The following is a 23371-nucleotide window of genomic DNA, read 5'->3' on the forward strand; positions in this document are numbered from 1 at the left end:
TCGAAGCGGAAGCGTTGTGGCGGAGCCCTTGTCTCTGACGCTTGCGTCCAGCAAGTCGGTGTCGCTTTAAGTGCCCGTATAACCGTCCGGTGCGGAGACTGGCCAACCAAGTGCCCATTGCAATTGGAATTGAGCTTGGTTGTGCTCGATCACCGCTCGTAGGTAGGCCCGGCGTGCGGACTCCAACGCTTGCACGGCTTGCAGCACTTCGATCGGCAGTCCTTCTCCGTCACGGATTCGATCGGAGTTCGCTTGGTAGGATTGCTCCGCGGTCTGGATCGCTTGTTGAGTCATAGCGATTTGTTGGCGACGGAATTCGACTTGGCTATAGGCTTCCGAAATCTCCAGTGCGACTTGATCCATCACTCTCAGCTTTTCGAACTTGGCTTGCTGGACTCGGGCGGACGATTCACGCCGGGCTGCTTTTTCTCCGAAGCCGAGGTTTCGTACTTCCCATGACATCAACGCGTCAAAGTCGTAGCGACTGTCGACGTTATCGACGTCGCCGCCCAGTCCGCCGCCAAACCCACCGGTGCTGAAACCCAACAGAACGCTGGGCACAAACGGAGCGTACTTCTCTCGCTTGTACGCTTCGCAAGCGGCAGCGACTAAGGTTTGGGATTGTTTGAGTTCCGGTCGCATGGCCAGCCCCGTGCCGATGAGTGATGGCTTGCCGGACTGCATGTCGACCAAGTCGAGCGGAATGGCGGTGACATCCATCGGCATGATTTGACTGCTGGCATCGATGCTGATGGCTTGAGCTAACCTCGCGCTGGCCAGCATGATCCGTTCGCGAGCGGCGATCAGTCGATTGTCGATCAACGCCAATTCGGTTCGCATTCGATCCGCATCCGCCTGGAGTCCCTCACCGGCTCCCGCAAAGTCGGTGGTTAACTTCGACAGGTCGGCTGTCCGTCCGCGTGATTCTTCGATGATTCGAGCGTCTTGGTGAGCATCGAGCAGTTCGGTGTAGGCAAGTGCGGCTTGCAACATCTGCTGATTCAAGACCGCTTCGGCAGCATGGCCGCGAGCCCAGGCGTTCTTTTCCGCGATCTCAGGTTGGAAGATGGCGTCGGCGAGATGGAACTGCGCAACCAAGCCTGGCCGCGGTGTGGTCCCGGCCCCGACGGCACCGGTGCCAAGACCGTACTGAAGGGAATTGCGATTGACGTCGACAATACTTCCGTCGCTCGCCTGATAGTTGCCGTCGTGGCGATGGAAGCTAAGCCCGGCTTGAATCGAAGGCAGCCACAAGACTTTCGCTCGATCGAGTTGTGCATACGCCTCGCGAACTCGCCACTGGGCGAATCCAACCGCTGGATGCTGGCCGCCGATCATTGCCAAGGTGGATGGCAAGTTGAGATCGATCGTATCGACTGAAGGGGTGGCTGAATCGGCTAGCTCATACGGAAGGTTGCTGACGATCGAGTCTTGTTGATAGGGAGCCGGTAACGTGACGGTCTCTTGGACTGGTATGCCGAAGTGGTCGTCATTACGAAACGCTGCCAAAGAATGCTTCGCGTTGACGACGCTTGAGGATGCCCTGTTCGTCGGCGTGGTGTTGGTGGATACCGTGCCGGCGAGAGTCGCTTCCGTCGACCGAGCAACCGTTTGAGATTTCGGCTCGACCAGTTGCAACCGGTATTGGCGGCCATCGATCGTTAGTGTGCCAGCGGACGCCCGATCACTGGCGGGCACTTGAGGAATGGAATCGTGGTGGGCGACGGGCTGAACCTCATTCGCCAGCGTATTGCTACGCTTCGACGAGTCGTGAACTTTGGGTGTGGCTGCGACGTGGGTGGACACGGTCGCCGAAGATTTTGCGACTGAAGAACTTGATGGTGGTGGGCTCGCGAGTGGGGACGTGGAAAAGACACGGCTTTTCTCAATATCGAATGCGACCGATTCCGTTGCCGGGTCGGAGTGCTCTGCCAAATACGGGGAGCTCGCACATCCGGCAAGGCCTAATAGGCTCAAGGTGATTAATCGACGAGGCATCCTGCGATCCTTTTTCGAACGTTTCCATGCGTTGTTCCGAACGCGACGGTTCCACCGATGGTGCTTCGGCAAACGAAGGACGCGATGATGACGGTTGAACTTGATGGACTAGTCGATTCTCAGCTACGGGCTGTCGAATTCGCCTGTTGTGCGAACTAGACTGCGTGATCCGCGTGGCGAAACTCTTTCGCCCATGCCGTCTGTGACGATTATGCGGGCATTCCCGGCGACTGTTTCGAGAAACGCTAAGGTCAACCAACCGATGAAACGACGATTTGACACCATTCATCATTCCATGATGTGCGTCTTTGGAACAACGCTGGCACTGACCTTGGGTTGCACGTCCGAACGATCGGCGGATCAGAAGTCCAAGCCTATCCGGACAGTGGCCGTGAAAACCGTTGCGGTTACTGAAACCGAAGTTCTGCGAACGACGCAGCAACCAGCGACGGTCCACGCTTACTATCGAGCAGAAATCCGAGCGAAAGCGTCTGGATTCGTCGAAACGATCCAGGCTGACATTGGCGATTTCGTTCAGGCCGGTGCGGAACTAGCAACCATTGCTGTACCGGAGTTGTCGAAGCAACGCGATGTGATTCAAAAGCGGATCCTTCGGCTGGAAGCTGAAGAGCGGCGTTCCCAAGCAGGTGTGCGTTTAGCTGAGGCTCGTGTTCGATCGTCGCAGGCCATGTTGTCGGAATCGAAATCCCAAATGGCAGGTGTTGAGGCGACTCTGGCGGCATCACAAGCGGAATTTAGTCGTACGGAGGATCTTGTTCAGCGAGGTTCGCTGCAAAACCGCATGCTGGACGAGGTGCGGATGAAACGAGATTCGCAATCAGCACGTAAGGAAGCGATGGCGGCTTCGGTCGAGTCGGCGAATGCGGAAGTTGCGGTCGCCGAGGCGCAAGTTGCTTCAGCAAAGGCCGACCTCGATGCGGCCAAGGCGGAAACGGCGATCACTCGTTCGGAGCTAGAAGAGTTGGACGTGCAGATTTCTTACGCCACCATCAAAGCACCTTTCACCGGAATCGTTACCGCTCGAAATATTGAACCGGGGGAATTGGTTCGAGAGCAAAGCGAAGTCGGAAATGGCGATGCGTTGTTCGTCGTTAGCCAGGTCGACAAGGTCCGTGTTCGTATTCCGGTTCCGGAGTCGGACGCTCCCTTGGTTAGTCCCGGCGATGCGGTGACGTTGACGTTCCCCTCGTTTGCTTCTGAACTTCCCATTGTGGCGACTGTAACACGGCGCAGTTCTAGCTTGGACCCGAGCACGCGAACGATGATGGTCGAAGCTGATTTGGACAATGCCGATGGCAAGTTGCTACCCGGCATGTTTGGCCAAGCATTGATTCATTTGTCGACCAAGATGAATGCGAACATGTTGCCATCCCAGGCGATTCGTTTTGATGCCGGTGGAAAAGGTTATGTGTACGTCGTCGGAGATGACGAAACTATCTTGCGTGTTGACGTGACCACAGGCATGGACGACGGCAATTCGATCGAAGTGTTGTCGGGGGTTAAGCCTGGTCAACGCGTCGTGGGATCCCACTTGAAGCGATTCGTCGACGGCCAAAAGGTCGCTGTGCTGGAGGCCCGCTAGTATGTCGCTGATCAACTTCTCACTGAACAATCGATTTGCGGTTCTTGCTGGAACGATTGCACTGTGTGTCTTGGGTGCTGCCGTCATTCCTGGCATCACCATTGATATTTTGCCGGACTTCAAAAAACCGGTGGTTGTTAGCTTCTTTTCCTATCCAGGGTTACCCACTCTCGATATGGAAAAGTCGGTCACCTCGCGGGTCGAACGCGCACTGACGTTGGCTGGCAAAATCGAGCATCAAGAATCACGAACCGTTCCGGGGGCCGCCGTCATCAAGGTGTTCTTTCAGCCTGGGGCGGATGCTAGTTCCGCGATGAACGATATCGTGAACCTGGAAGCGAGCGACATGTTCCACTTGCCGCCAGGGATCGAGTGGCCGTTTACGTTGCGAAGTGAGCCGTCGAACTTGCCGGTCGTGTTGGCCGCGATCTCCGGTGAAGGCCTTTCGGAATCGGAGCTTTATTCAATCGGCTATTACGCTGTGCGAAACAAAATGGGTGGTCTGAAAGGCGTTCAGATCCCGCACCCTTTTGGCGGCAAGTTTCGCCAAATGATGGTGTACGTTGACCCAGCCAAACTTCAGGCATACCACATCAGCGCGACTGATGTGGTTGACGCGATGCAGAAAGCAAACCTTGTGCTCGCCGCGGGTACGGCAACGATGGGTGGGACGGATTATCAAATTCATCCGTTGAACACATTACCAAGCGTGGAAGACATCGAGGCGATTGCTATCGCGGTCCGAGATGATCGGCCAATCTTCATCCGCGATGTCGGTCGCGTAGTTGATGACGCGGCGTTGCAATACAACATCGTTCGAGTGAATGGAAAGCGAAGCGTTTATTGTCCTTTGCTGCGTGAACCGGGCGAGAACACCATCGCCGTCGTCGATCGCATCTATGAAGGAATAGCGTCGGAAATTCCCAAGATGAAAGAACGTGGCGATATTCCTGAAGCGACGGAAGTTACGTTGGTGTCGGACCAGTCCGACTACATCCGCAACGCGATGTCCAACCTGATTACCCAAGTCGGGTTGGGGGCGTTGTTGGTTGCCATCGTCGTGTTTGTGTTTTTACGCAGCGTGTTGCCGACCGTGATCATTGTTTCGACGATCGTGCTGGCTATTTTGATGGGAGCACTCGGTTTCGCGTTTACCGGACAAACGATCAACGTGATGACATTGGGCGGAATCGCACTGGCGATCGGAACGGTCGTCGACGCGGGCATCGTGGTGGTTGAGAACGTGATTCGCCATGCTCGTATGGGCAAGACGGCATTGAAGGCTGCTCGGGACGGTACCCAAGAAGTTTCGGGAGCAATCTTGGCTGGAACGATCACGACGCTTGCCGTGTTCTTGCCCGCTGTGTTTTTGACCGGAATGATCAAGTACTTGTTCACGCCTTTGTCGTTGGCGGCGACCCTGACAATTGGTGCGTCGTATGTCTTGGCCCTGACCGTAGTGCCCGCGTTTTGCGCGACGTTTGTGCGTGAGAAATTTAGTGAATCCAAGAACACTGCTGATCCGGATGGTCACGTGCAACCGCGGGGCCTTTACGGTCGGCTGTTGAGCACCGCGATGAAAGCTCCCGCGATCGCGGCGATTGTGATTGTCATCGGCGTCGGTGCGTCATTCCTTCTCTATCCGCGAATCGGAACCGAATTGTTTCCCTCGGTCGATGCGGGAACTTTTGAATTGCGTTTGAAGACGCTGCCGGGCACCTCTTTGGGCGAAACGGAAAAGCTGGTCGCCCGAATTGAAGACACGATCAAAGAGGTGATTCCCGAAGAGGAAATTAAGACACTGATTGCCAATATCGGTCTTCCCGTCGGAAAGGGTGCTGGTTTTTCGACTGTGCTGAGTTCCAATTCGGGGCCGGATACCGCGTACTTGATTGTGAACCTTCGGCAGCAAGGCCGTTCTAGCAGCACGCAAGTTTATGTGGAACAACTTCGAGAGAAGCTGGCGACAGAGTATCCGCTGGAAGAATTCTTGTTCGTCTCCGGCGGCATCGTGAACATGGCGTTGAACGAAGGAGTGCCAACGCCCATCAGCGTTCAAGTTTCTGCGGGAACGCTACAGCAATGTCGCGATGCGGCTGAACGAATCGTTGAGGCGATCTACCCGATTGCGGGCACCCGTGACGTGCAGATTGCCCAATCGTTGGATTATCCTCAGTTCGATGTGCAGGTCGACCGCACGCGAGCGAAGTACCTTGGCGTGGATCAAGAGGAAGTTGCTCAAACTCTTTTGACGGCGTTGGGGTCCAGTGTCGGATACTCGCCAACGATCTGGATCGACCCGAAGTCAGGTGTCGACTTCTTCATGGGTGTTCAGTACGAATCGAATCAGTTTCAATCGCTCGACGAGGTTCGTAACATACCGCTGTCGCTAAACACGGCAGACGGCCCGATTACCATTCCGCTGTCGAACATTGCTACGGTGAAACGCGTGACGATCCCCGGCGAGATCGCTCACTACAACATTTCGCGAGTCAACGATGTGCATGTGAATGTTTCGGGGCGTGACTTAGGGAGTGTTGCCGCTGACATTGAAGCAACACTGGCAGACATGGAATTTGAAAACGGTGTTTCGGTTGCTCTGCGAGGACCTGTCGAAAAGATGCGCTCGGGGATGAGTCTGCTGGGCATCGGATTGGCTGTTGCGGCCTTGTTGGTGTACCTCGTCTTGATGGCTCAATTTCGGTCGTTCGTCGATCCGCTGATCATTATGCTGGCCGTGCCATTGGGGATCGGTGGCGTGTTGGTTGTCCTGTATTTAACGGACACGTACATCAACATCCAATCGTTGATGGGGACGTTGATGATGATCGGTGTCGTCGTCAATAACTCCATCTTATTGGTCGAGTTTGCTAACCAGCGACGTGCCGAAGGGCTTTCACCACACGATGCCGTGTTGTCAGCGGCGCAGGTTCGCTTGCGGCCGATCTTGATGACGTCGCTGACGCTGGTTGCGTCGATGTTGCCGCTTTCGTTTCAACTCGCACCGGGGAACGAGGCCATGATCCCGCTCGCCAGGGCGTTGTTGGGGGGAATGATCGCTTCGACCGTGCTAACGCTTGTTCTAGTCCCTTGCGTTTATTCGCTGGTGCATCGGCGATCTAACTTGACGGTCTAAGTTCGGGCTATTTGTGAGTTAATGAAAACCGCCGTGACCACGGCATTTCTCGTGGTGACGGCGGCTGATCGGTGTGCGAACAACCGTTCACGGGAAGACTTTCTGAGGGAAGATCATTCAGGCAGATCGCTGGCACTGTAGTAGCGAAGCGTGGCGCTCATCATCGGCACGGTGTCGTGCTTGAAGCTCGTGGAGGATCCCTTCAGGCTTGAGGCCGAGGAAGACGCGATAATGCCTCGTGTGGCTACGTGATCGAGCGTGTCTTCACCAGACAGCTTTTTCTGCAAGGCAGCCAGGGTGCTCGGCGGTGTAGTGGGGTGTTCGGCTTCTTCTAGCAATGCGAAGTCTTCGCCTAAGTCAGAAACGGATTGATGTGTGCGGCTAGGTTTGGTCTTGGCTGTGTTCTTTCGTTCGGGGAATACCGTGATGGTGATCGTTCCAGCATGCTCGCCGTATTCAATTTCCTTTTCCTTCGAATCGGCAGCGGACAGCACTTTGAAAGGCTCGATCGTGTTGTTGTCGATTTTGAATCCAGAGATGCCAAACAACTTCATATGCGATTCGAAAACCCAGGGAACGCACTTGGCGTCAGGCAAGGTTTGACGCGAAGCGGTGTTCTCGCCGTTGACTTTGACGACGACCGCGAGACGTGGGTTGTCGGTTCTTGCGGAGGGGCGTGAGACGACGAACTGGATCTTCTGTCCTTCCTGGGGTTCTTTTACGAACGCTTGTCCGCCGATGAAGTCGATAGTTTGCGGGACTCCGTCGTAACGGACCTCAAAGTGAACCGCAGCGTCGGGATTGTCTTTGGATAAAGGATGCTTGGCATTGGACTTCGTCGTGGTGATTTTGTTATCGTCGGATTCCGAACTTGCGATGGTCGTGGGCGTGTCGGCGGATGACTTTTTTAGCGACGTCAGTACGGCTTCTTCGGTCGCTTTGTCTTTGCGTTCGGCTTCGGTCATTTCAATTTTAGATTGATCAAACAGACCGCGAACGGTGAAGCTTTCACCGGCGTCGACGAGGTCGTCCACATCCGGTTTGATCACCATCTTCTTGATCAACGTCAGCGTGCTGACTTTGGCATCGGCAACCATGATCCCGATGGTCATCTTGGACAGATCGGACGAAAGCAGAGCAACCCCGGTATAAAGTGCATCGAGTGGTTGCGACGTGCTTCCCCAAGCCATCGGGTAACGCTGTGTAAACAGAAGACGTCGTCCATCAATCGTCACGTGATTGGCGTCGGGAATTTTCGCCGCGTGATCACTGGCGTGTTTGGCGATTCCGATCGCGGCGTTGTTACTATCGAACGTGCTGGATGGTTTGCTTTTAAGGATCAGGGCGAGTTCCAGCTTGTCGGCAAGACGACGGGCGAGTGCGGAGTCACCGCCGCCAGTAGAATCGTTGTCGTTCTTGACTCGGAACTTCAGGACGCCAATGTTGCGATAGCCGTTGTCTTGAGCGTGCTGCAGGACTTCCGGCGCGATGGCCATCAACTGTTTTTCTAAATCGTCTGCGGCCTGGCATAGCGAATAGGGCGAACAGGCGCCCATCGCGATCAGGAGGACGGTTGTCACCACTCGGCGAGAGATTGAGCTGTATCGCTGGAACATGGCAGACAGGCTTTCGAAATTCAGTGAATCGTCAAAGGAAGGATCGGCAGAAGGTGCAGCAAAGGTAGTTGTAGTGTGACAGGTCGAAACGGAGTGCCCACCGGCCAAGGAATCGAAGGATTTCGCAAGCCAGGTGTCCGAAGACGCTTGATTGCGGCGATTTTCAGCGGCGCCCACTTTCAGGGCCCTCTTTTGATTGTGGCCTGAACCCCCAATGGATTCTAGCCGCTCGCGAGAAACTTTTTGGGCGTTTGGCCGAGCCTTGGTGGTTCGTGCTGAACCGCTGCGATCGTTTGACAGATTGAAGAATGTGAGAGACACGGTTTGGCTTGGTGCGACAAAACGGACCTGGCACTTTGAAATCCGATGGCCGGTGGTTACCCTTTTGCATGTGAGGAGTGGGCAGCAGTTTTGCTTCCTTGGATCGAAATTCCTGAATGTCCCGACTGGTTTTCCAGCGTTTTTGCCGTCCATGGCCGCGTCGTCTCATCTGTGGGGCGTTGTTGGGTGTGTTGGCGGTTGGAATGATTGGTTTTCCAATTAGTCCGCGTTTGTTGTCAAAGCAGACCGCGGGTTCGGGCGAGCGATTTCCATGTGAATCTTGTCCCTGCGGTTGTGCGACAGCCGAATATTGTTGGGACCAATGTTGCTGCCACAGCGACGCTGAGAAGCTGCGGTGGGCGGAAGTCAACGGTGTCCAGCCACCAGCATTCTTGCTCGAACGCGTCGCCGCTGCTTCCGGTACGCCCGGTTCCGGTATGTCCGCCACCGGTGTGATTACCACTGGTGCTGTCGCGACCCAAGCGTCTTCTTCGTCCGGGGCATGTTGTTGTTGCCAAGCGGGTGCGAAAGCAACGGTTTGCGAGCCGGAATCGCCGACTTCGTTAGCATCAAATTCGGATGATTCCAAGTCAGACGAATCGGAAGTTCAGAGCTTCCGTTTGATTCAGCTTGAAAGCGTCGCACAGTGTCGTGGCATTAAGTTGATCTGGAGTTTGTTGTCTCAAATTGTTCTGCCGGGATCTGGCGGCGTCGTGGCGGTGTCGCCACGTGTGGTGGCACGCATGCGTGTTGCTAACGAAATGCCCGCCAAGGTCTTCTTGCCGGTCGATCCTCCGGTGCCGTGGTCAGGGGCCTGCGCCTGATTGTGCTTTGACGGCATTCGATGTTCACGAGTTGCTAGCTGATTGACACGTCAACGCTTTTTCGAGCGGTGATGTGTCGATGGTGGGTGCACTCCAGGCATCGTTGTCGCGCGAACTGCGTCGGTGCGTCCACACCGTTATTGGTGTCATCCAAGCAATCCACCTGCCTTGGCGGTGGTACATACCGCTCCCGCGTGGGCGATGTGCGGTGCCCGCTCCTCACACCAGTGTGGTGATCGTAGCGGAGCTTCGCGCGGGGGCGTCCATCGATGCTCGTGCGCATGCACGGAGCATCATGCCTAGGTCGACGCATGTCTCGGCGAATGTATGCCTCGGTGAATGCAATCTCAGTGATTGGATGCACTGAAGGCTCTCACTCAATCCAGAAAAGACTCACAACTTATCCCCTCTCCATACACAGATATTTTAAATGATGAACACTCCTCATAATCAGTTCGAGCGACGTCGCTCGCGGTCCGGTTTTACCCTCGTTGAGCTGTTGGTCGTGATCGCGATCATCGGCGTCTTAGTCGGTTTGCTGTTGCCCGCCGTGCAAGCGGCCCGTGAAGCAGCGCGGCGGATGAGCTGCAGCAACAACATGAAACAGATTGGCCTAGGACTGCACATGCATCATGACACGGTTGGCTACTTTCCGTCGCAAAGTGACAACGCGAAGGCGCCGGTGCCAGCGTCTCAGCAATCGTTCTATCGCTGGGGGCCTCTGGCGATGCTGACACCGTATCTGGAACAGTCGGCGATCTACGGCGCCATCGATTTGCAGAAGCCGCTGTATCTGTTCACGATGGGGCCGCCGCCAGGCGTCAACACGCATCCGGACTTGGCCGACGAGGTGTCCACTTTGGTCCCGACGTTCTTGTGTCCAAGCGGCGTGAACTCCCGCATCAGCGAAGAGTGGGGTGCGACGAACTACCACGCTAACAATGGATCGGGTTTGAATGGTGGGGTTTACGAGAAAGCTGATGGCTTGTTCTTCAGCGATTCCCGTTGCCGCTTCCGCGATATTCTTGATGGCACGTCTCATACCGCGGCTTTCTGTGAAACGCTTGTCGGCAACGGCCTTTCCGAGACCACGCGAGGGGAAGCGAACCTGGGGGCCAACGGTGTTTTGGCGTCGGTGTGGGATGCCGCGGCGGCGACGATCGAAGACAGTTGGTGCTTGGATGACGCTAGTCCAGTGCTTTTCAACCGTGGGGAAAAATGGGCCGATGGCAGCGTCAACGATACGGGCTATCACCATTTTCGGTCCCCGAATTCGCGGGATAATGATTGTTATTCACGATACGCAGCGATCAAAAGCGGGCGTAGTCGTCACGTGGGGGGAGTGACGGTCTTACTGGCTGATGGCTCGGTTCGCTTCGTAACGGACTCCGTTGATGTCGAAACGTGGCGAAATGTCGGCTCGATTAAGGATCGGCAGGTGGTCGGCGAGTATTGAAGAAGCGGGTTACCGGCTAGACTCTTCGCGGATACAAATCACAATCCCAGCTTGAGATTGCAATCGAAGGGTTAGAGACGATGACGATTGAGTACACGGTATTGGAAGACACGATCGAAGCCAGCCAGCATGTTGCGGGCTTGGTTTCGACGATGATCAATCGAACGCCCCAGTGTGTACTCGGGTTGGCCACGGGGGGGACTCCGGTGAAGGTCTACAATAATCTGTGTCGACGTTATCAAGCCGGTGAGTTGGACTTTGGTCAAGTCACAACGTTCAACTTGGACGAGTACGTGGGCTTGCCGGTTGGGCACGATCAGTCATATCGCTCGTTCATGAACGAGCAATTGTTCAAGCACGTAAACATTCCTATCGAACAAACTCACTTCCCCGATGCGGGACGTTTGATCATTCGTGATGGCGAGGTGGATTCCAGTTCGGCGGAATCGATCGCGGCGGATTACGAATCGTTGATCCACCGCACCGGAGGCATCGATTTGCAGTTGTTGGGCATCGGTACCAATGGCCACATCGCGTTCAATGAACCCGGTTCCGAGATCGATAGCGTGACGCGTTTGGTGGACTTGACCGAAAGCACGATCGCCGCCAACTCGCGTTTCTTCGATGACATTGACGATGTTCCACGGCAAGCGTTCACGATGGGGATCGCAACGATCTTGAAGGCACGGAAAATCGTGTTGATGGCAACCGGGGAGTCCAAAGCGGAAGCGGTGGCTTCCGCGGTGAAGGGGCCGGTGTCGAGTGACAATCCGGCGTCATTCCTGCAGACTCACTCGGACACTTTGTTGGTGCTCGACCGAGCCGCTGCATCCGCGATCGCCTGAGGATCGTCGAGGTGGAAGAAGTGACCGTGATCGCTGGTGACGAACACCGCAGTGTCGTCCCAAGCATCATTGGCTTCCGCCCAGCGTACAACGGTTTTGAAGGCTTCTTCGCCACTGAACACCGCACCGATGCTGCTGTCGATGTTGTTGGCGTGGTTGGCCCAATCGACATCGCCGCACTCAATCAGTAGCCAGAACGGTTTTAGCCCGGCGGTCGCGACAGTTTCGTTTGCTAAGCCGGTTGCGGCTTCGGAAGCTGGCGTTGAAAGAGCCGACTGGGCAGGTGCTGATAGAACTCGCAATGCCGCGTCTGTCATGTCGGCCAAAGTTGGGTTCTCTTCGAGGTCTGCTTTGCTGTAAAGCTCGGTCCCGTAGGCATCCAGTGCGGGATCGTAGTTCCCGTCGGCGGTCGCGAACGGCAAGTGGCCGCCTTTGGAGCCGAAGAACCCGAGCAGCTTCTTGTTCGATTGAACCGCTGCGTTGGCGGCTTCTCGCAACAGTTCACTGCCTCGTTGTCCGCTGGTTCGTTTTGCGATGACATAATCGCCACGTTGTTCGATCTTACGAAGGTCCGACTCGTGCAGGTATTCATTGCCAACGAGGAAGTTGTTCCCTTGCAGTTTTGGCTTGTCGACGGTTTCGCCCCAACCGCTACCGATTACGACATCCGCCCCCGGCAGTGGTGACCGGCGGTGGGCCGACGATGGCAGCCCGATCAAGTCACGGCTAAGGTCTTGATAGTCCTTGCGTGAAACGTTGTTAGCGTACGTCGATGCGGGGGTGGCGTGACTGACAGGAACGCTGGACACCGCACCGATCGCGAATCCCTTTTCCTGTAAGCAGCGGCCGATTGGAATCGCTTGCGTGCCATCCACCTTGCAATTGATCGATCCGTTGTAGGTCTTAATTCCTGACATCATCGCCGCCGCGGAGGCCGCTGAATCGGTCACGCTATGGGGCAGTTCGCGGTCGCCGCCAATCGGGTATGACGTCATACGTTCGTGCCATGGCATAGGACCGGCCAGGTGTTGAGCAAACCCACCACGCAATCCTTCATCGGCAGACACGACGAGTTGGGAATCGACGTCGAACGATGCGTCGCCTAAGCCGGGACTCGAAACGATCAACGTGTAATCAGTGGTCGTGCCTCGGTAGTCTTGGAAAGCCAAGCCGCGTCCGCGTCCGCTGTCGTACAAGTCGGCTTGATTTCGATATATCGCGGCGCTGCGAGTGGTTTGCCAGTCCATGCCGTCGAAGATCATCAAGATGATGTGCTTCTTGCCTTGGGCAACGGCCAATTGCTGCAGGTGATAGACGTCGGTTTGGTCGTGGTAGGTGGCGGTGGGGTTCGACGAAGAATCGGGCAAATAGCCATAACGGTCTGTTAACCGGTCGTCATCGGCGTACAGGCTGCCTGGTTCGCGAAGCGAGTTCAGCGTCATGCCGAAACTGTACAGCGGGACTAATCGATTGCTGTGTTCTTTCCACGCACTGTACTTGTTCGCTTGGTCGCCCCAATGTCCCCATGGGGCGGATTGGTTTTGCATGGCCGCGGCTTGCATCTCACGCATCGGATCAACAGTTGATCGACGCTCGGCCAAGACGTCTGCGGGAATGTCCTGGACCATCTCCTCAAGTCGCGATTCTTTGATCTCGCTGGCGGACGATTTTTTGATTGGCGGTTTCGCTGTTTCAGCAACCAAGACAATCGGTTGAGCGTCTTGTGTCACCACCGCATCTTGGGCGTGTGTGACCGTGGCACCGGCCAGAGCGGCGGCGCCTTGTACCAGTAGGACGCCGAGCATCGCGGTGATTTCGCTGCGTCGAACGGAAATAAATCGAGTCGATGAGACGTGTGTCATGGTTGGGTGAAAAAACGTTTCGTGGGAAAGCAGAAAGGAAACCGGCGAAAGCCGATGTGAGAACTAGAGAAATCAGTAAGGACGGATCGGGCTTCGTTAACCAATTGTTGGGGGTTTCGGAAGGTATCAAGTGCGTGTGTTGCAATCGCTGGGGGCCTCGTGCAGGCACCTTCGTTGGTTCAGCCGCCCCGGACTCAATCCAACTCGCTCGGCGTCTGGAACGCAGATTGTGGTCAACCTCGATGGTGTCTGGGCAGGCTCGTCTTGGTGGAAAAATGAGCCACCGAGCAATTTCGGGCGTTCAGACGAACGCTGTGCGATGGTGAACACTCAACGCAAATCCTGAGACGATGGGGACGTTGCGCGACTCTGCGCAATTTCGTGCCTACTTTACCGTCTCTAAAACCCAGTGTTTTGCGGAGGGAAGTTGGGTTTTTGCTTGACGACTTGACCCGACAGCTTTAGGTTCAATGAAACATCTCAGCATGGACTCTATGCACGGAGGACCACCCGTATGGCTGCCGTCGTCTCGAAATCTTCATCAAAAATTGTTTGGTTGATCAACGCTGCTTTCCTTCAGGAGATCAAGGACAGCAACCCTCACCTATGGCATGCGTTTCATTCATTGCGAACGCTTTGCCAGCTTGAACCCGAAGACTGTGATTCTCCACAGGCGACCATCAAGTCGTTCATTGCGTGTTTCGACGAACTACGCGACCTAGTGGCGTTGCAGTTTGCGTTGGAAGAATCGTATGGGTTCCTCTCGACGCCCGCCCCTCAGCACACCGGGGCATCGCTAGGTATCGACCCGTCTTTAGAAGACGCGTTGCAAGTGGCGAATTCACTGGACGAACGTCAATCGATGATTTGTCAGGTCATGGATCAGCACCGCAAACTCTATTTGCAGATTGTGGATTTGGTTGAACAGGCCGAGGAGCTACAATATCGAGGGTGTGAGGTATCGTGTTTGAAAGACTTTGCTCAAAAAGCAGAGTCCTTTTCTCGTGACTTTACCGCCCATGAAAGACTAGAAGGCGAGTTGATTCGATTGCACGGATCTAATTCGGCGATACCCGCCGCGGTTGGATACGGTAATCGTGATCAGGAATATGATTCAGATTTGACGACGGATACCGCACAGCCGAACGTTTTAGGAGATTCCGTTCATGTTAGGTGATTCAAGAACCAAGCCGATGGAAATCCTGCTCGTCGAAGACGGGTTGGTCGACGCTCGGATCACAATCCACGCGTTGCGACGTAGCGGGGTGCATCATCGCTTGACGCTTGTGCGAACCGTTCATGAAGCAATCTTGTTTATGAAACGAACCGGCATCTTTGCTCGGGCGCCTCGGTTGGACTTGTTGTTGTTGGACATGATCCTTCCCGATGGCACTGGATTGGACGTGCTCGAAGAAATGATGGAGATCCAACCGGATTCGGGCCGAATCACCACCGTCGTTCTTACCGCCTCGGAAGACGATACCTATCGCAAGCGTTGTGACGACCTTGGCGTGTACGATTACATCCAAAAGCCGGTCAGTGAGGATGAGTTCTTGCGAGTGGTCCGGGATCACAAGAAATTGATGATCCACCTTCAACAAGTGGCCGTGGCGAGTGCCAACGAAGAGGCTGCAGCAGCGTCGCAGTCCGAGCACCCCTTTGAAGCTCGGGCCAATACCTAACGCTTTTGTGCGCCACGGACTGGTTGGGCTTTCGATCGCGTGCCGGTTTGGTTCACCCATCGGCTGACGTTCGATCGCCACTTTTCGTTCGCAATCGGTTGTCGACGTTGATGAAGCGAATCGGTTGTGGTCCATGGAATGCCCGCGTCGAACGTTTTTAAAGTCTTTGGCGGGACCAGAGCGGTTGGGGGCTTGTTCGTAGGCCACCGTTTTCGAAGATAGCTGGTTCACAAGTTTGATGCGGTCTCGCGAACGATTCGTGATCTACCCGAACCATCAATCTCGCCCACGCCCTTTCCCTGCCAAAGACCGTTACCATTTCCGACGCGAACCCCGATCAACGTTCATCGACTTGGACGTTCGTTAAGAATTTTGCTCGCAATCCCACCGCCGTAGGCGCGATTGCTCCGAGCAGTCCTGGGTTGGTGAACATGATGGTCGATTGGTTCGACTGGGATACCGCTCGCAATGTCGTGGAATACGGGCCAGGTACCGGCGTGTTCACCGAAGGTGTGGTGAAGCGACTGCACACCGATGCGAAGTTTTTCGCGATCGAGCGGTCGGGAGAACTCGCCACGCTCACTCGGCAGCGTTGTCCTGGTGTCGACGTCCACGAAGAGTCCGCCGCTGACATTGTTCGGCTTTGTGAATCCGCAGGAATGGAACAGCTCGACGCAATTATTTGCGGCTTGCCGTGGGCCTCCTTTCCTGAATCACTGCAGGTCAGCATTCTGGATGCGACGTTGCGAGTGCTGAAGCCGGGCGGTCAATTTGCAACGTTCGCGTATTGGCAGGGTGTGGTCTTACCCGCCGGGATGCGATTTTCGAAACGACTGCGTTCTAGTTTCCAAACAGTGGAACGAAGCCCAACCGTCTGGCGAAATCTGCCGCCTGCATTCGTTTATCGCTGCATTAAATAAGCCGCCCGCTAAAGTCCTCAAGCTGGAGTCCAGGCTTCAGCCTGTTTCCCACGACTTCTGGTTACGAGCCTATGCACGACAGCCTGAAGGCTGGACACCAACGGTGGGTGGGGCATAGGTTGGAGTCCAGGCTTCAGCCTGTTCCGCACAACTTCCGGCCAAGAGCCTATGCTCAGCAGCCTGAAGGCTGGACACCAGCGCGGTGCACGCGTGTGTAACTACGATTCACGCAGCGCATTGACGATCGGAACACTGGCGGCTTGGACCGCGGGTGCGAAACCCGCTGCGATTCCTACCACCAGAGATATAAGCGAACCGGAAATTAGCAGGCTAAGCGAAGGGCGGAATGCGATCGTCGCACCTTCAGCACCAATGGCGAATCCGCCTGCGGCGAGCACACCGTTGGCCAGCAGCGTTCCGGTCAGTCCGCCCACCAGGCACAGCACCATGCTTTCGGTTAGCACCAATCGCATCGCACGCAAGGGACGGACCCCCAGCGTTTGAAGTACCGCGTATTCTTTGATGCGATCTTGAACACTCATTACCGTCGTGGTTGCCACCAGTGACAAAACCAACCCAACGCAGGCGTAGCCAAGCCAGTGGGCAAAACCGATCAAGTCAATCAGGTCCGACAGCGTGCTGGCTTGAAAGGCTCCTTTGCGACGCGTCTTGGTCGCGACCGCGCCAGCCCGCAGTACTTCGTCGATGTCGGCGGCGACTCGGTCGGGATCCGCGTCATCGGTCAGGATGACTTCGTGTTGAGTCACCAAACCGGCGGCGTCAAGACCGCGGGTGTATTGCAAGAACGCCAAACTGGTGTAAATCAGATTTTCTTCAGACGGGACGGTCGATGAAAAGACGCCAGCGATCTTGACTGAGATGTCTCCAATCGAAAACTGGTCACCTGTTTTCAGCCCTCTTCGCTGGGCAACGTTTCGGCCCACGATCGCCGCGTCTCGCTGTTCAGCGAACGTCGACCAATCGCCGCTCGTCAACGTGAGTGGACGCGTTTGTTGAATTTGTTTCGGATCGGCACCGTTGAACACCACGATGTCTAGGCTCGCTCGGCAGTTGTTCGTCCAAACCTGGATCGGCATGACATCGCGGACTCCGTCGACTTTGCGGATGCGTCGAGCGTAGTCTTCGGGCAAGCGGCTACTGGTGGGGCAAAATCGATTTTCTTGAAAGACGATCAAACTCCGATCCGCGTCCGCGCCGGTGGTCAGTCGATGCAATCCTTCCTGTACCGATCCGACGAAGCAATACACGAACATCGCGACCGCTGCGCCGGTCACGGTCAGTAACGTTCGCGCGCGATGACGCCAAAGTGTTTTGATAACGTATTTAAGCATCGTTATTGACTCCCAACGGCTAACGCGTTTTTCTCAATGAATTTCCCGCGATCCAAGATCAATTGACGCGATGCAATCTGAGCGGCGTCACTGTCGTGGGTCACCATTAACATTGTGATATCGAGCTCTCGGTTTAGACGTTGCAATAGGACCTGCACCTGTTCACTCGTTTCAGTGTCCAGGCTTCCGGTTGGTTCGTCCGCGACGACAACTTTGGGGTGCGCGACGATCGCTCGGGCTATCCCAACACGTTGTTCTTGCCCGCCGGATAGTTGTCGAGGGTAGTGGTCGGCACGGTCGCTTAAACCGACCGCTTCGAGGGCCAGTTGAACACGTTGTCGACGTTGCTTGGACGAGATCTTCAACAACAATGTCGGCAACTCAATGTTCTCGTAGGCGGTAAGGACCGGGATCAAATTATGCGTTTGAAAGATGTATCCCAAATTAGCCGCTCGCCAGTCAGCCAGCTTGCTGCGAGACAGGCCACTGATTTGAGTACCGGCGACCGTGATGGTGCCGGAGTCAGGTTGGTCAATTCCGCTGACGAGATTTAGAAGCGTGCTTTTGCCGGTTCCGCTGGGACCCATCAGCGAAACGAATTCACCGGCCTCCACGTCCAAGTCAACGTTGTCCAGCGGAGTGATCGTTTCATCGCCTTTGCGGAACTGTTTACTGACCCCGCGTAGTTCGACTAATGCCATGTGCGAATCTCCTGGTGGTATGAAGTCGGTTTTGGAATGTTTCGTGAGGAAACTGGTGTTGAATTGGACGTCGGTGTTTGCGTGATCACGGCATGCCCAGCGACTGGTCGTCACCAGTGACGTGAACCGGAGTTCCATCGGTAAGGTCTTGCCAGTTTGTTGCGATTAGCTTGTCGGTCGGTTGCAGTCCTGATTTCACTTCCACCAACCCATCATTGCTGTCACCACCTGTTTCGATACGACGTCGTTGGGCAAGGTCGTCCGCGTCAACGATCCACACGAAATTTCCAGAATCGTTTGCTTGAACCAGGGACTTTGGGGCAAACACGCGTGCGGTTTCGGCAGCCTGCTCAACGCCAGCGGATTCCGGCAACTCCGGAGCCAAAAACGTTGCCGTGACCAGCATGTCAGGGCTGACGGTAGGTGGCGGATCGATCACTTCCACCTTCACTTCCAAAGTATTCTTTTGAATGTTCGCTGAGCTGGTTGTTTGCAAAACTCGTCCGCCGATCGGATTGGTTGACGAGGCAGTTTCGATTTCAACCGGTTGACCGCGAGTCACCATGGGGACGTCTTCGAGTCGAACGTCGACACGGACCTGCAGACGAGCGGGGTCGTACATTTCCGCAACCGTGCTGGAACTATGCCCTGCGGATTGGTCCATGCCCATCACTCGATTTCCAGGTGATGCCACCAGTCTTAGGATGCGGCCGGACATGGGGGCGTAGATCGTGTTTCGACTTAAAGCGAGTTCGGCTTGTCGTACTCGCAATTTTGCCTCATCCCGCAACGCGGATGCCGATTGCACTTTCGCATCGGCCTCTTTGAGCTGCCGGTTTTCTTCGACCAATAAACGAAGCTGCTTTTTGATTGCGTTGACTTTGTCTTGCAAAGCTTCTGCTTCCCGTTGCAAGTTGGGTAGGCGTTGTTGCAGTTCCTGAAGATTCGCCTGTGCGGCAGCGTGTTCGTTTTCCGATTCGCGAATGACTCGGCCAGCGATCGCCTCTTTTGCAGACTGCCGCCGCTGCATGCTTTGCAATGCGAAGGTCACATTTGCTTGTGCCGCCTGGATCAAAAACGGCAGTTTCGCAATTTCGGTATTGGCTCGGGCTAGCATGCTTTGGGCATCGGCGAGCTGAACCTCCAGATGCACCGGGTTTTCAACGCGAACACGGGCGGCGTCCCTTTCGGCCGTCGCGCGATTCAGTTCGCCTTCTCGCAAAGCGAGTGTGTTTTCGGCTTGTTCGAGCCGCAGTTCCGCGTCGATAGAAATCAAACGAGCGATCGGCTCATCTTTGGAAACCTCCTGGCCCTCGACGACCAAAAGTTCTTCAATCACGCCGGGGGCTAAGGCGGCGACAGTAATCGATGTCGGCCGAGGTTCGATCCATCCGGCCGCTTGAAAGAGTGTCGTGCCAACTTGTTGGACAGTCGATCGTTTGACAATCACTGGCGTGACCGTTACCGACTGTCTGGGCATCCAGTGTCGTCCGGCTGCGGCACCCAGTAGGCCGATGAAACCCAACAGGATTAAGATGGGGATTGCGTAACGTGCGATCCAGCGTTTCGATGGTCGCGAGCCGCTCGCTGCACCGCTTGCCGAACCGGTTTGCGCCGGCGATGCCCCGGGTGAGCGGTCCAGAGCAAGTTGGCTGAGGTCGAGTTGGGGTTCGCTCATGGGTTCAATAGCAGACGATGAAATATTGCTTTGCGAAGAAATGTGGTAAACATCAGGCAAGATTGGTTCGGAAAGTCGATAGCAACGGCCGATGGCGATACCGTCCGTTGCTATCGATTGCGATCAACGATTACTGCTTCACCGAGTTCGTGATCGGCGAGCCGAAACGCGTCTTAGTTTCTGACAAAGACTTCGCTAGCTGCGATCGTCAGGTTGCCTTGGTCATCGCGTTTTGCGGTGCCTTTAACGACGACTGTGGATAGCTCTTTGACGCCCAGTAACTCGCGAGCGTCCTGGCTGACCGCGTTGCCAGCATCGTCCACAACTTTGACGGTGGCGATGTTGTCCTTTACTTGGTCTTGGGTGCAACAATAGTCCCACGGAGTCGGACAGCCTTCATCGGCGGCGCAGTACGGCACTTGGGGGTCGACAATCGTGAACGCGGCCATGCCATCGACAAACGGAGAGCTTGAACCGCCAATGGTTCCAACCAAGGTGATCGCTTGATCGCTTTCAGTTGATTGTCGAGCTTCGCCAACTCCCACCGCACCTTCCGGTTCGCTGTCGACGACGTAGGCGGACGAAGCCGCCGTCGCGTCGCCGTCCTGGGCGGTTTCGGACTTGTTGCATCCGACCGCGATCAAGGTCATCGCAACGACGGGGGCGATCATCCAATGTGAAATCTTCATGTCTGGTTTCCTTATTCGAGTGGGAAGGTGTTTCGTAAGGTCAAGAGTGGCGTTTTCAAAAGGAACCGAAACGTTGACCTCGCTAAACCGCCTTCAAACTGACTGCCACCGAAGCACGAAGAGCTTTCAACGCCGGTGGCAGCGCGCCGAAGACTCCTAACAACAATCCAACGCCGCATCCAACTAGGATTGCGACGCTATCAATTCGTAAAGCAAATGCCCCCATCGTGAATCGCACGGCGACGCCATTGAGCAACGTCAATGCAATCACGCCGGAAAGCAGAGAACCTGCCGCGGCCAACAGCACACCTTCTTGGATCAGGCTGACCAAGATGGCACGCCGCCGATAGCCAATCGCTTGGAGGGTTGCGATCTCGCGAATCCGGCCAGCGACCGCGCCGTACATCATGTTCAGTCCAGCAAAGACACCCGCGGCGGAGACAAGTGCAACGACCAGCCATGCCAAGATCCGCACGGGTTTGTAGTGTTGTTGAAGTGATGCGTAGTACTCCGTTTCTGGCAACGCGCGCAGTTCCAAGTCGGTGCGTTCTTTGCAAAACAGGGACACTTCGGCAGGCGATTTTCCGGGGTTCAATAGGAGTGCCGCCAAGCTCAAATCTTGACGCTGGGTGGCGGTTTGGAAGTCGCTCAACCGGCACCAAACTTCGGACTCATACGCGGCGCCTCCGGCCGCGAATTTTCCGCTGATGGTCCATCGTCGTCCCTCAAACTCGATCTCTTTTCCAAGGGTCAACGCAACGTCATTGCTGCCCATCTTGGTCGCGGCGAGACGGCCGACCATGACTTCGCCGTCACCGGGCCAGTGACCTTCGATCAGCTTGACCGAGCGACGTACCAGTGGAGCGGTCGACGTAACACCGCGCACTAGGCCCAGGCCTTCCACGTCGTTTTCGTTGGTAACCCGCGTGCCCATGTAGAGTTCGGGTGATACATGTGTGACGCCAAACCGTTTGACGGTCCCTTCCACACTGGCGGTTAATAGGGATGGGGTGCGAGCGGGAATGGACGAGTTCTCAATGTTCTCTTCCGAGTTGATTGAATACACCAGCACGACATCGGCATCGCCACTAACGGCAAGTGATTGTTCCAGTCCACGAATGAAGCCGACCACCACAAACACCAACATCACCACCGTTGCCAAAGCAACGAGTGTCAATGCAGTCCGCAGCGGCCGCCGAGCCAAGTTGCGAACACCGTATTCCCAGGGAAGTAGCATGTAGATGGGGGATTGGGATGAAGGTTTAAAGAACTTAAGAGGTACCCGCCGAAGCCAGCCGAACGCGTGCCGTCAGGTTTCGAGTTGGGGCGGTAATCCGGATGTCGACTTTCGATCGCCGAACGAACTGCCGTTGTCAGCGATCTCATTTCGAATCGCACCAACGCTACTTGTGACTGACAGGCGTGTTCTGATCTTTCACGACTCGGCCACGCATGCGCAGCACGTTCCCGGAAGGGTTCGTAAGGTGTCAGGCTGGCCAGCGTCGGTGATTAACGCCGAAAAGAAGGCTGAATCAAATCAGCAAGGACTGCAGGGCAATGCGCGTATCTCGCCCGGTCCAATGTTGCGAAATCGTCGCGTCCGGATCGGTGAAACGTGATCGCAAGCCTTGGTTTGCAGGCGAGATCAACGGCAAATCGCTACCGAGCCAATCGATGACACAGCACAAGACCGGTGGCAGGATTGGCCCATTTTCAGTAACGGCACCTTCGCAGATGCAATTCAGGCAACCGCACGATTCGTCTTCGCAAGGCGCGGATGGGGCATCCGAAGAGGGCAGCGTATGGTCACAGCATTTCGAGCAACAAACGACAGGCTCGGGCATCGTCTGGGTGATCGATTCCGCCGATTGAGTCGCCGCCTGGGTCACGCAAGCACCGGCGTCGCATGAAATGCAACGGAACGGGCACGCCAACAAATGGACGATCAGCAGGAGTGACAATAGAGGTCTCATGCAATCGAGTGTAGATCCAACAATGCGGATCCACAAGACTGTTTCCGGATTGCTGGATGGCAGGCTGCGTCTGCTGACAACCAGTGGATGCACTGATTTTCGACCCCGTGCCTGTTCCGTAAGGATGTGGTGCAAGGTCGTTTTGACCTAACAGCGGTAGGCTATGGGGATGTTTATCCGGTTACGGTGGGTGGTCGCGTATTCACCTTTGTGATTTTGTTGATCGGTTTGGGAGTGGTGTCCGTGCCGGCGGGTTTGGTGGCGTCGGCGCTTTCGAAGGCGCGAGAGCTGGAAATGGATTAAGTTGAAAGGTTCGTATGCATACGCCTTTCATTTCGCCAGTTTTATGACTCGACGTCGTCAGAAAAAGGATATCGCCAACGGCGGGCTGCCGCCGGGGGCCGTTGCCGCGAACCAGTCCGAGCAGGTGCCGATCAATTCTTACGGCAGTCCGAAATCGTTCTACGTCGACGTCAAGTTTCGCTGCAAAGATTGTGGTCGCCGTGACGAGTGGACCGCTCAAGACCAAAAGTGGTTTTACGAGGTCGCGAAAGGGTCACTGCATGCAACGGCAGTTCGTTGCCGGGATTGCCGCAATCGACTTAGCGACGCAAAAGAGTTTCAGCGGCAACAGATGCTGGATGCGAAGCCGAGAGCACGTGATCGCTGACTTGATCGGCCTCGCACGGGCTTCCGCAAATGCTTCAAAGCTGCG

Annotated in this window: 19 protein-coding genes; 10 read left to right on the forward strand and 9 right to left on the reverse strand. The window is 55.6% G+C overall.

Features of this window, described 5'->3' with window-relative positions; all coding sequences use genetic code 11:
* Nucleotides 1-66: 66 nt before the first annotated feature.
* A complete protein-coding gene (locus ACR3ZL_RS09365; protein WP_473648123.1) occupies nt 67-1998 on the reverse strand; it encodes a TolC family protein in 1932 nt (643 codons plus the stop codon).
* A gap of 262 nt (nt 1999-2260) precedes the next feature.
* Between ACR3ZL_RS09365 and ACR3ZL_RS09370 the strand changes: the two genes are divergently transcribed.
* Both ACR3ZL_RS09370 and ACR3ZL_RS09375 read left to right on the forward strand, forming a co-directional pair.
* The gene (locus tag ACR3ZL_RS09370; protein ID WP_473648122.1) at nt 2261-3601 is read left to right on the forward strand and encodes an efflux RND transporter periplasmic adaptor subunit; all 1341 of its coding nucleotides are present in this window, start codon (nt 2261-2263) and stop codon (nt 3599-3601) included.
* Between the two features lies 1 nt (nt 3602).
* Nucleotides 3603-6737, forward strand: a complete 3135-nt coding sequence (locus ACR3ZL_RS09375; RefSeq protein ID WP_473648121.1) for an efflux RND transporter permease subunit — start codon at nt 3603-3605, stop codon at nt 6735-6737.
* Between the two features lie 113 nt (nt 6738-6850).
* Here the strand turns inward: ACR3ZL_RS09375 and ACR3ZL_RS09380 are convergent, their stop codons facing one another.
* Nucleotides 6851-8530 carry a hypothetical protein gene (locus ACR3ZL_RS09380; protein ID WP_473648120.1) on the reverse strand — a complete coding sequence of 560 codons (1680 nt, stop codon included), beginning with the start codon at nt 8528-8530 and terminating at the stop codon, nt 6851-6853.
* Between the two features lie 260 nt (nt 8531-8790).
* Between ACR3ZL_RS09380 and ACR3ZL_RS09385 the strand changes: the two genes are divergently transcribed.
* The 3 genes from ACR3ZL_RS09385 to nagB all read left to right on the forward strand — a co-directional run bounded on the left by ACR3ZL_RS09385 (nt 8791) and on the right by nagB (nt 11799).
* A complete protein-coding gene (locus tag ACR3ZL_RS09385; RefSeq protein WP_473648119.1) occupies nt 8791-9498 on the forward strand; it encodes a hypothetical protein in 708 nt (235 codons plus the stop codon).
* A 430-nt stretch (nt 9499-9928) separates the two neighbouring features.
* Entirely contained in the window at nt 9929-10954 is a 1026-nt protein-coding gene (locus ACR3ZL_RS09390; RefSeq protein WP_473648118.1) for a DUF1559 family PulG-like putative transporter, read from the forward strand.
* An 80-nt stretch (nt 10955-11034) separates the two neighbouring features.
* A complete protein-coding gene (gene nagB, locus ACR3ZL_RS09395; RefSeq protein WP_473648117.1) occupies nt 11035-11799 on the forward strand; it encodes a glucosamine-6-phosphate deaminase in 765 nt (254 codons plus the stop codon).
* Here the strand turns inward: nagB and ACR3ZL_RS09400 are convergent.
* Nucleotides 11745-13661: an alkaline phosphatase gene (locus ACR3ZL_RS09400; protein WP_486173400.1), complete on the reverse strand. Its 1917-nt coding sequence runs from the start codon at nt 13659-13661 to the stop codon at nt 11745-11747. The two genes, nagB and ACR3ZL_RS09400, sit on opposite strands and share 55 nt — an antisense overlap.
* Before the next feature lie 514 nt (nt 13662-14175).
* Here ACR3ZL_RS09400 and ACR3ZL_RS09405 point away from each other — a divergent pair.
* From ACR3ZL_RS09405 to ACR3ZL_RS09415, 3 genes are all read left to right on the forward strand, one after another.
* A complete protein-coding gene (locus ACR3ZL_RS09405) occupies nt 14176-14838 on the forward strand; it encodes a hypothetical protein (RefSeq protein WP_473648115.1) in 663 nt (220 codons plus the stop codon).
* A complete protein-coding gene (locus tag ACR3ZL_RS09410; protein ID WP_473648114.1) occupies nt 14828-15343 on the forward strand; it encodes a response regulator in 516 nt (171 codons plus the stop codon). The genes ACR3ZL_RS09405 and ACR3ZL_RS09410 overlap by 11 nt, the downstream gene beginning before the upstream one ends.
* Before the next feature lie 431 nt (nt 15344-15774).
* Nucleotides 15775-16263: a class I SAM-dependent methyltransferase gene (locus ACR3ZL_RS09415; RefSeq protein ID WP_473648113.1), complete on the forward strand. Its 489-nt coding sequence runs from the start codon at nt 15775-15777 to the stop codon at nt 16261-16263.
* A gap of 218 nt (nt 16264-16481) precedes the next feature.
* On the opposite strand, the gene ACR3ZL_RS09420 is transcribed toward ACR3ZL_RS09415, so the two are convergent.
* The 6 genes from ACR3ZL_RS09420 to ACR3ZL_RS09445 form a co-directional block, all read right to left on the reverse strand.
* Nucleotides 16482-17615, reverse strand: coding sequence for an ABC transporter permease (locus ACR3ZL_RS09420; RefSeq protein ID WP_473648112.1), 1134 nt, complete (start codon nt 17613-17615; stop codon nt 16482-16484).
* A gap of 2 nt (nt 17616-17617) precedes the next feature.
* A complete protein-coding gene (locus ACR3ZL_RS09425; protein ID WP_473648111.1) occupies nt 17618-18316 on the reverse strand; it encodes an ABC transporter ATP-binding protein in 699 nt (232 codons plus the stop codon).
* An 85-nt stretch (nt 18317-18401) separates the two neighbouring features.
* Nucleotides 18402-19994: a permuted SH3 domain-containing protein gene (locus ACR3ZL_RS09430; RefSeq protein WP_486173401.1), complete on the reverse strand. Its 1593-nt coding sequence runs from the start codon at nt 19992-19994 to the stop codon at nt 18402-18404.
* 173 nt (nt 19995-20167) lie between these two features.
* Nucleotides 20168-20683 carry a hypothetical protein gene (locus ACR3ZL_RS09435; RefSeq protein WP_473648109.1) on the reverse strand — a complete coding sequence of 172 codons (516 nt, stop codon included), beginning with the start codon at nt 20681-20683 and terminating at the stop codon, nt 20168-20170.
* Nucleotides 20684-20765: 82 nt separating this feature from the next.
* A complete protein-coding gene (locus ACR3ZL_RS09440) occupies nt 20766-21920 on the reverse strand; it encodes an ABC transporter permease (protein WP_473648108.1) in 1155 nt (384 codons plus the stop codon).
* A 295-nt stretch (nt 21921-22215) separates the two neighbouring features.
* Nucleotides 22216-22656: a hypothetical protein gene (locus ACR3ZL_RS09445; protein WP_473648107.1), complete on the reverse strand. Its 441-nt coding sequence runs from the start codon at nt 22654-22656 to the stop codon at nt 22216-22218.
* Nucleotides 22657-22785: 129 nt separating this feature from the next.
* Here ACR3ZL_RS09445 and ACR3ZL_RS09450 point away from each other — a divergent pair, with 129 nt between their 5' ends.
* Together ACR3ZL_RS09450 and ACR3ZL_RS09455 are read left to right on the forward strand one after the other, a co-directional pair.
* Nucleotides 22786-22959 (forward strand): potassium channel family protein, encoded by a 174-nt coding sequence (locus ACR3ZL_RS09450; protein ID WP_473648106.1) that lies wholly within the window; start codon nt 22786-22788, stop codon nt 22957-22959.
* A gap of 43 nt (nt 22960-23002) precedes the next feature.
* A complete protein-coding gene (locus tag ACR3ZL_RS09455; RefSeq protein ID WP_473648105.1) occupies nt 23003-23326 on the forward strand; it encodes a zinc-ribbon domain containing protein in 324 nt (107 codons plus the stop codon).
* Nucleotides 23327-23371 lie beyond the last annotated feature (45 nt).

The organism is Rhodopirellula sp. J20-39 (assembly GCF_057365095.1).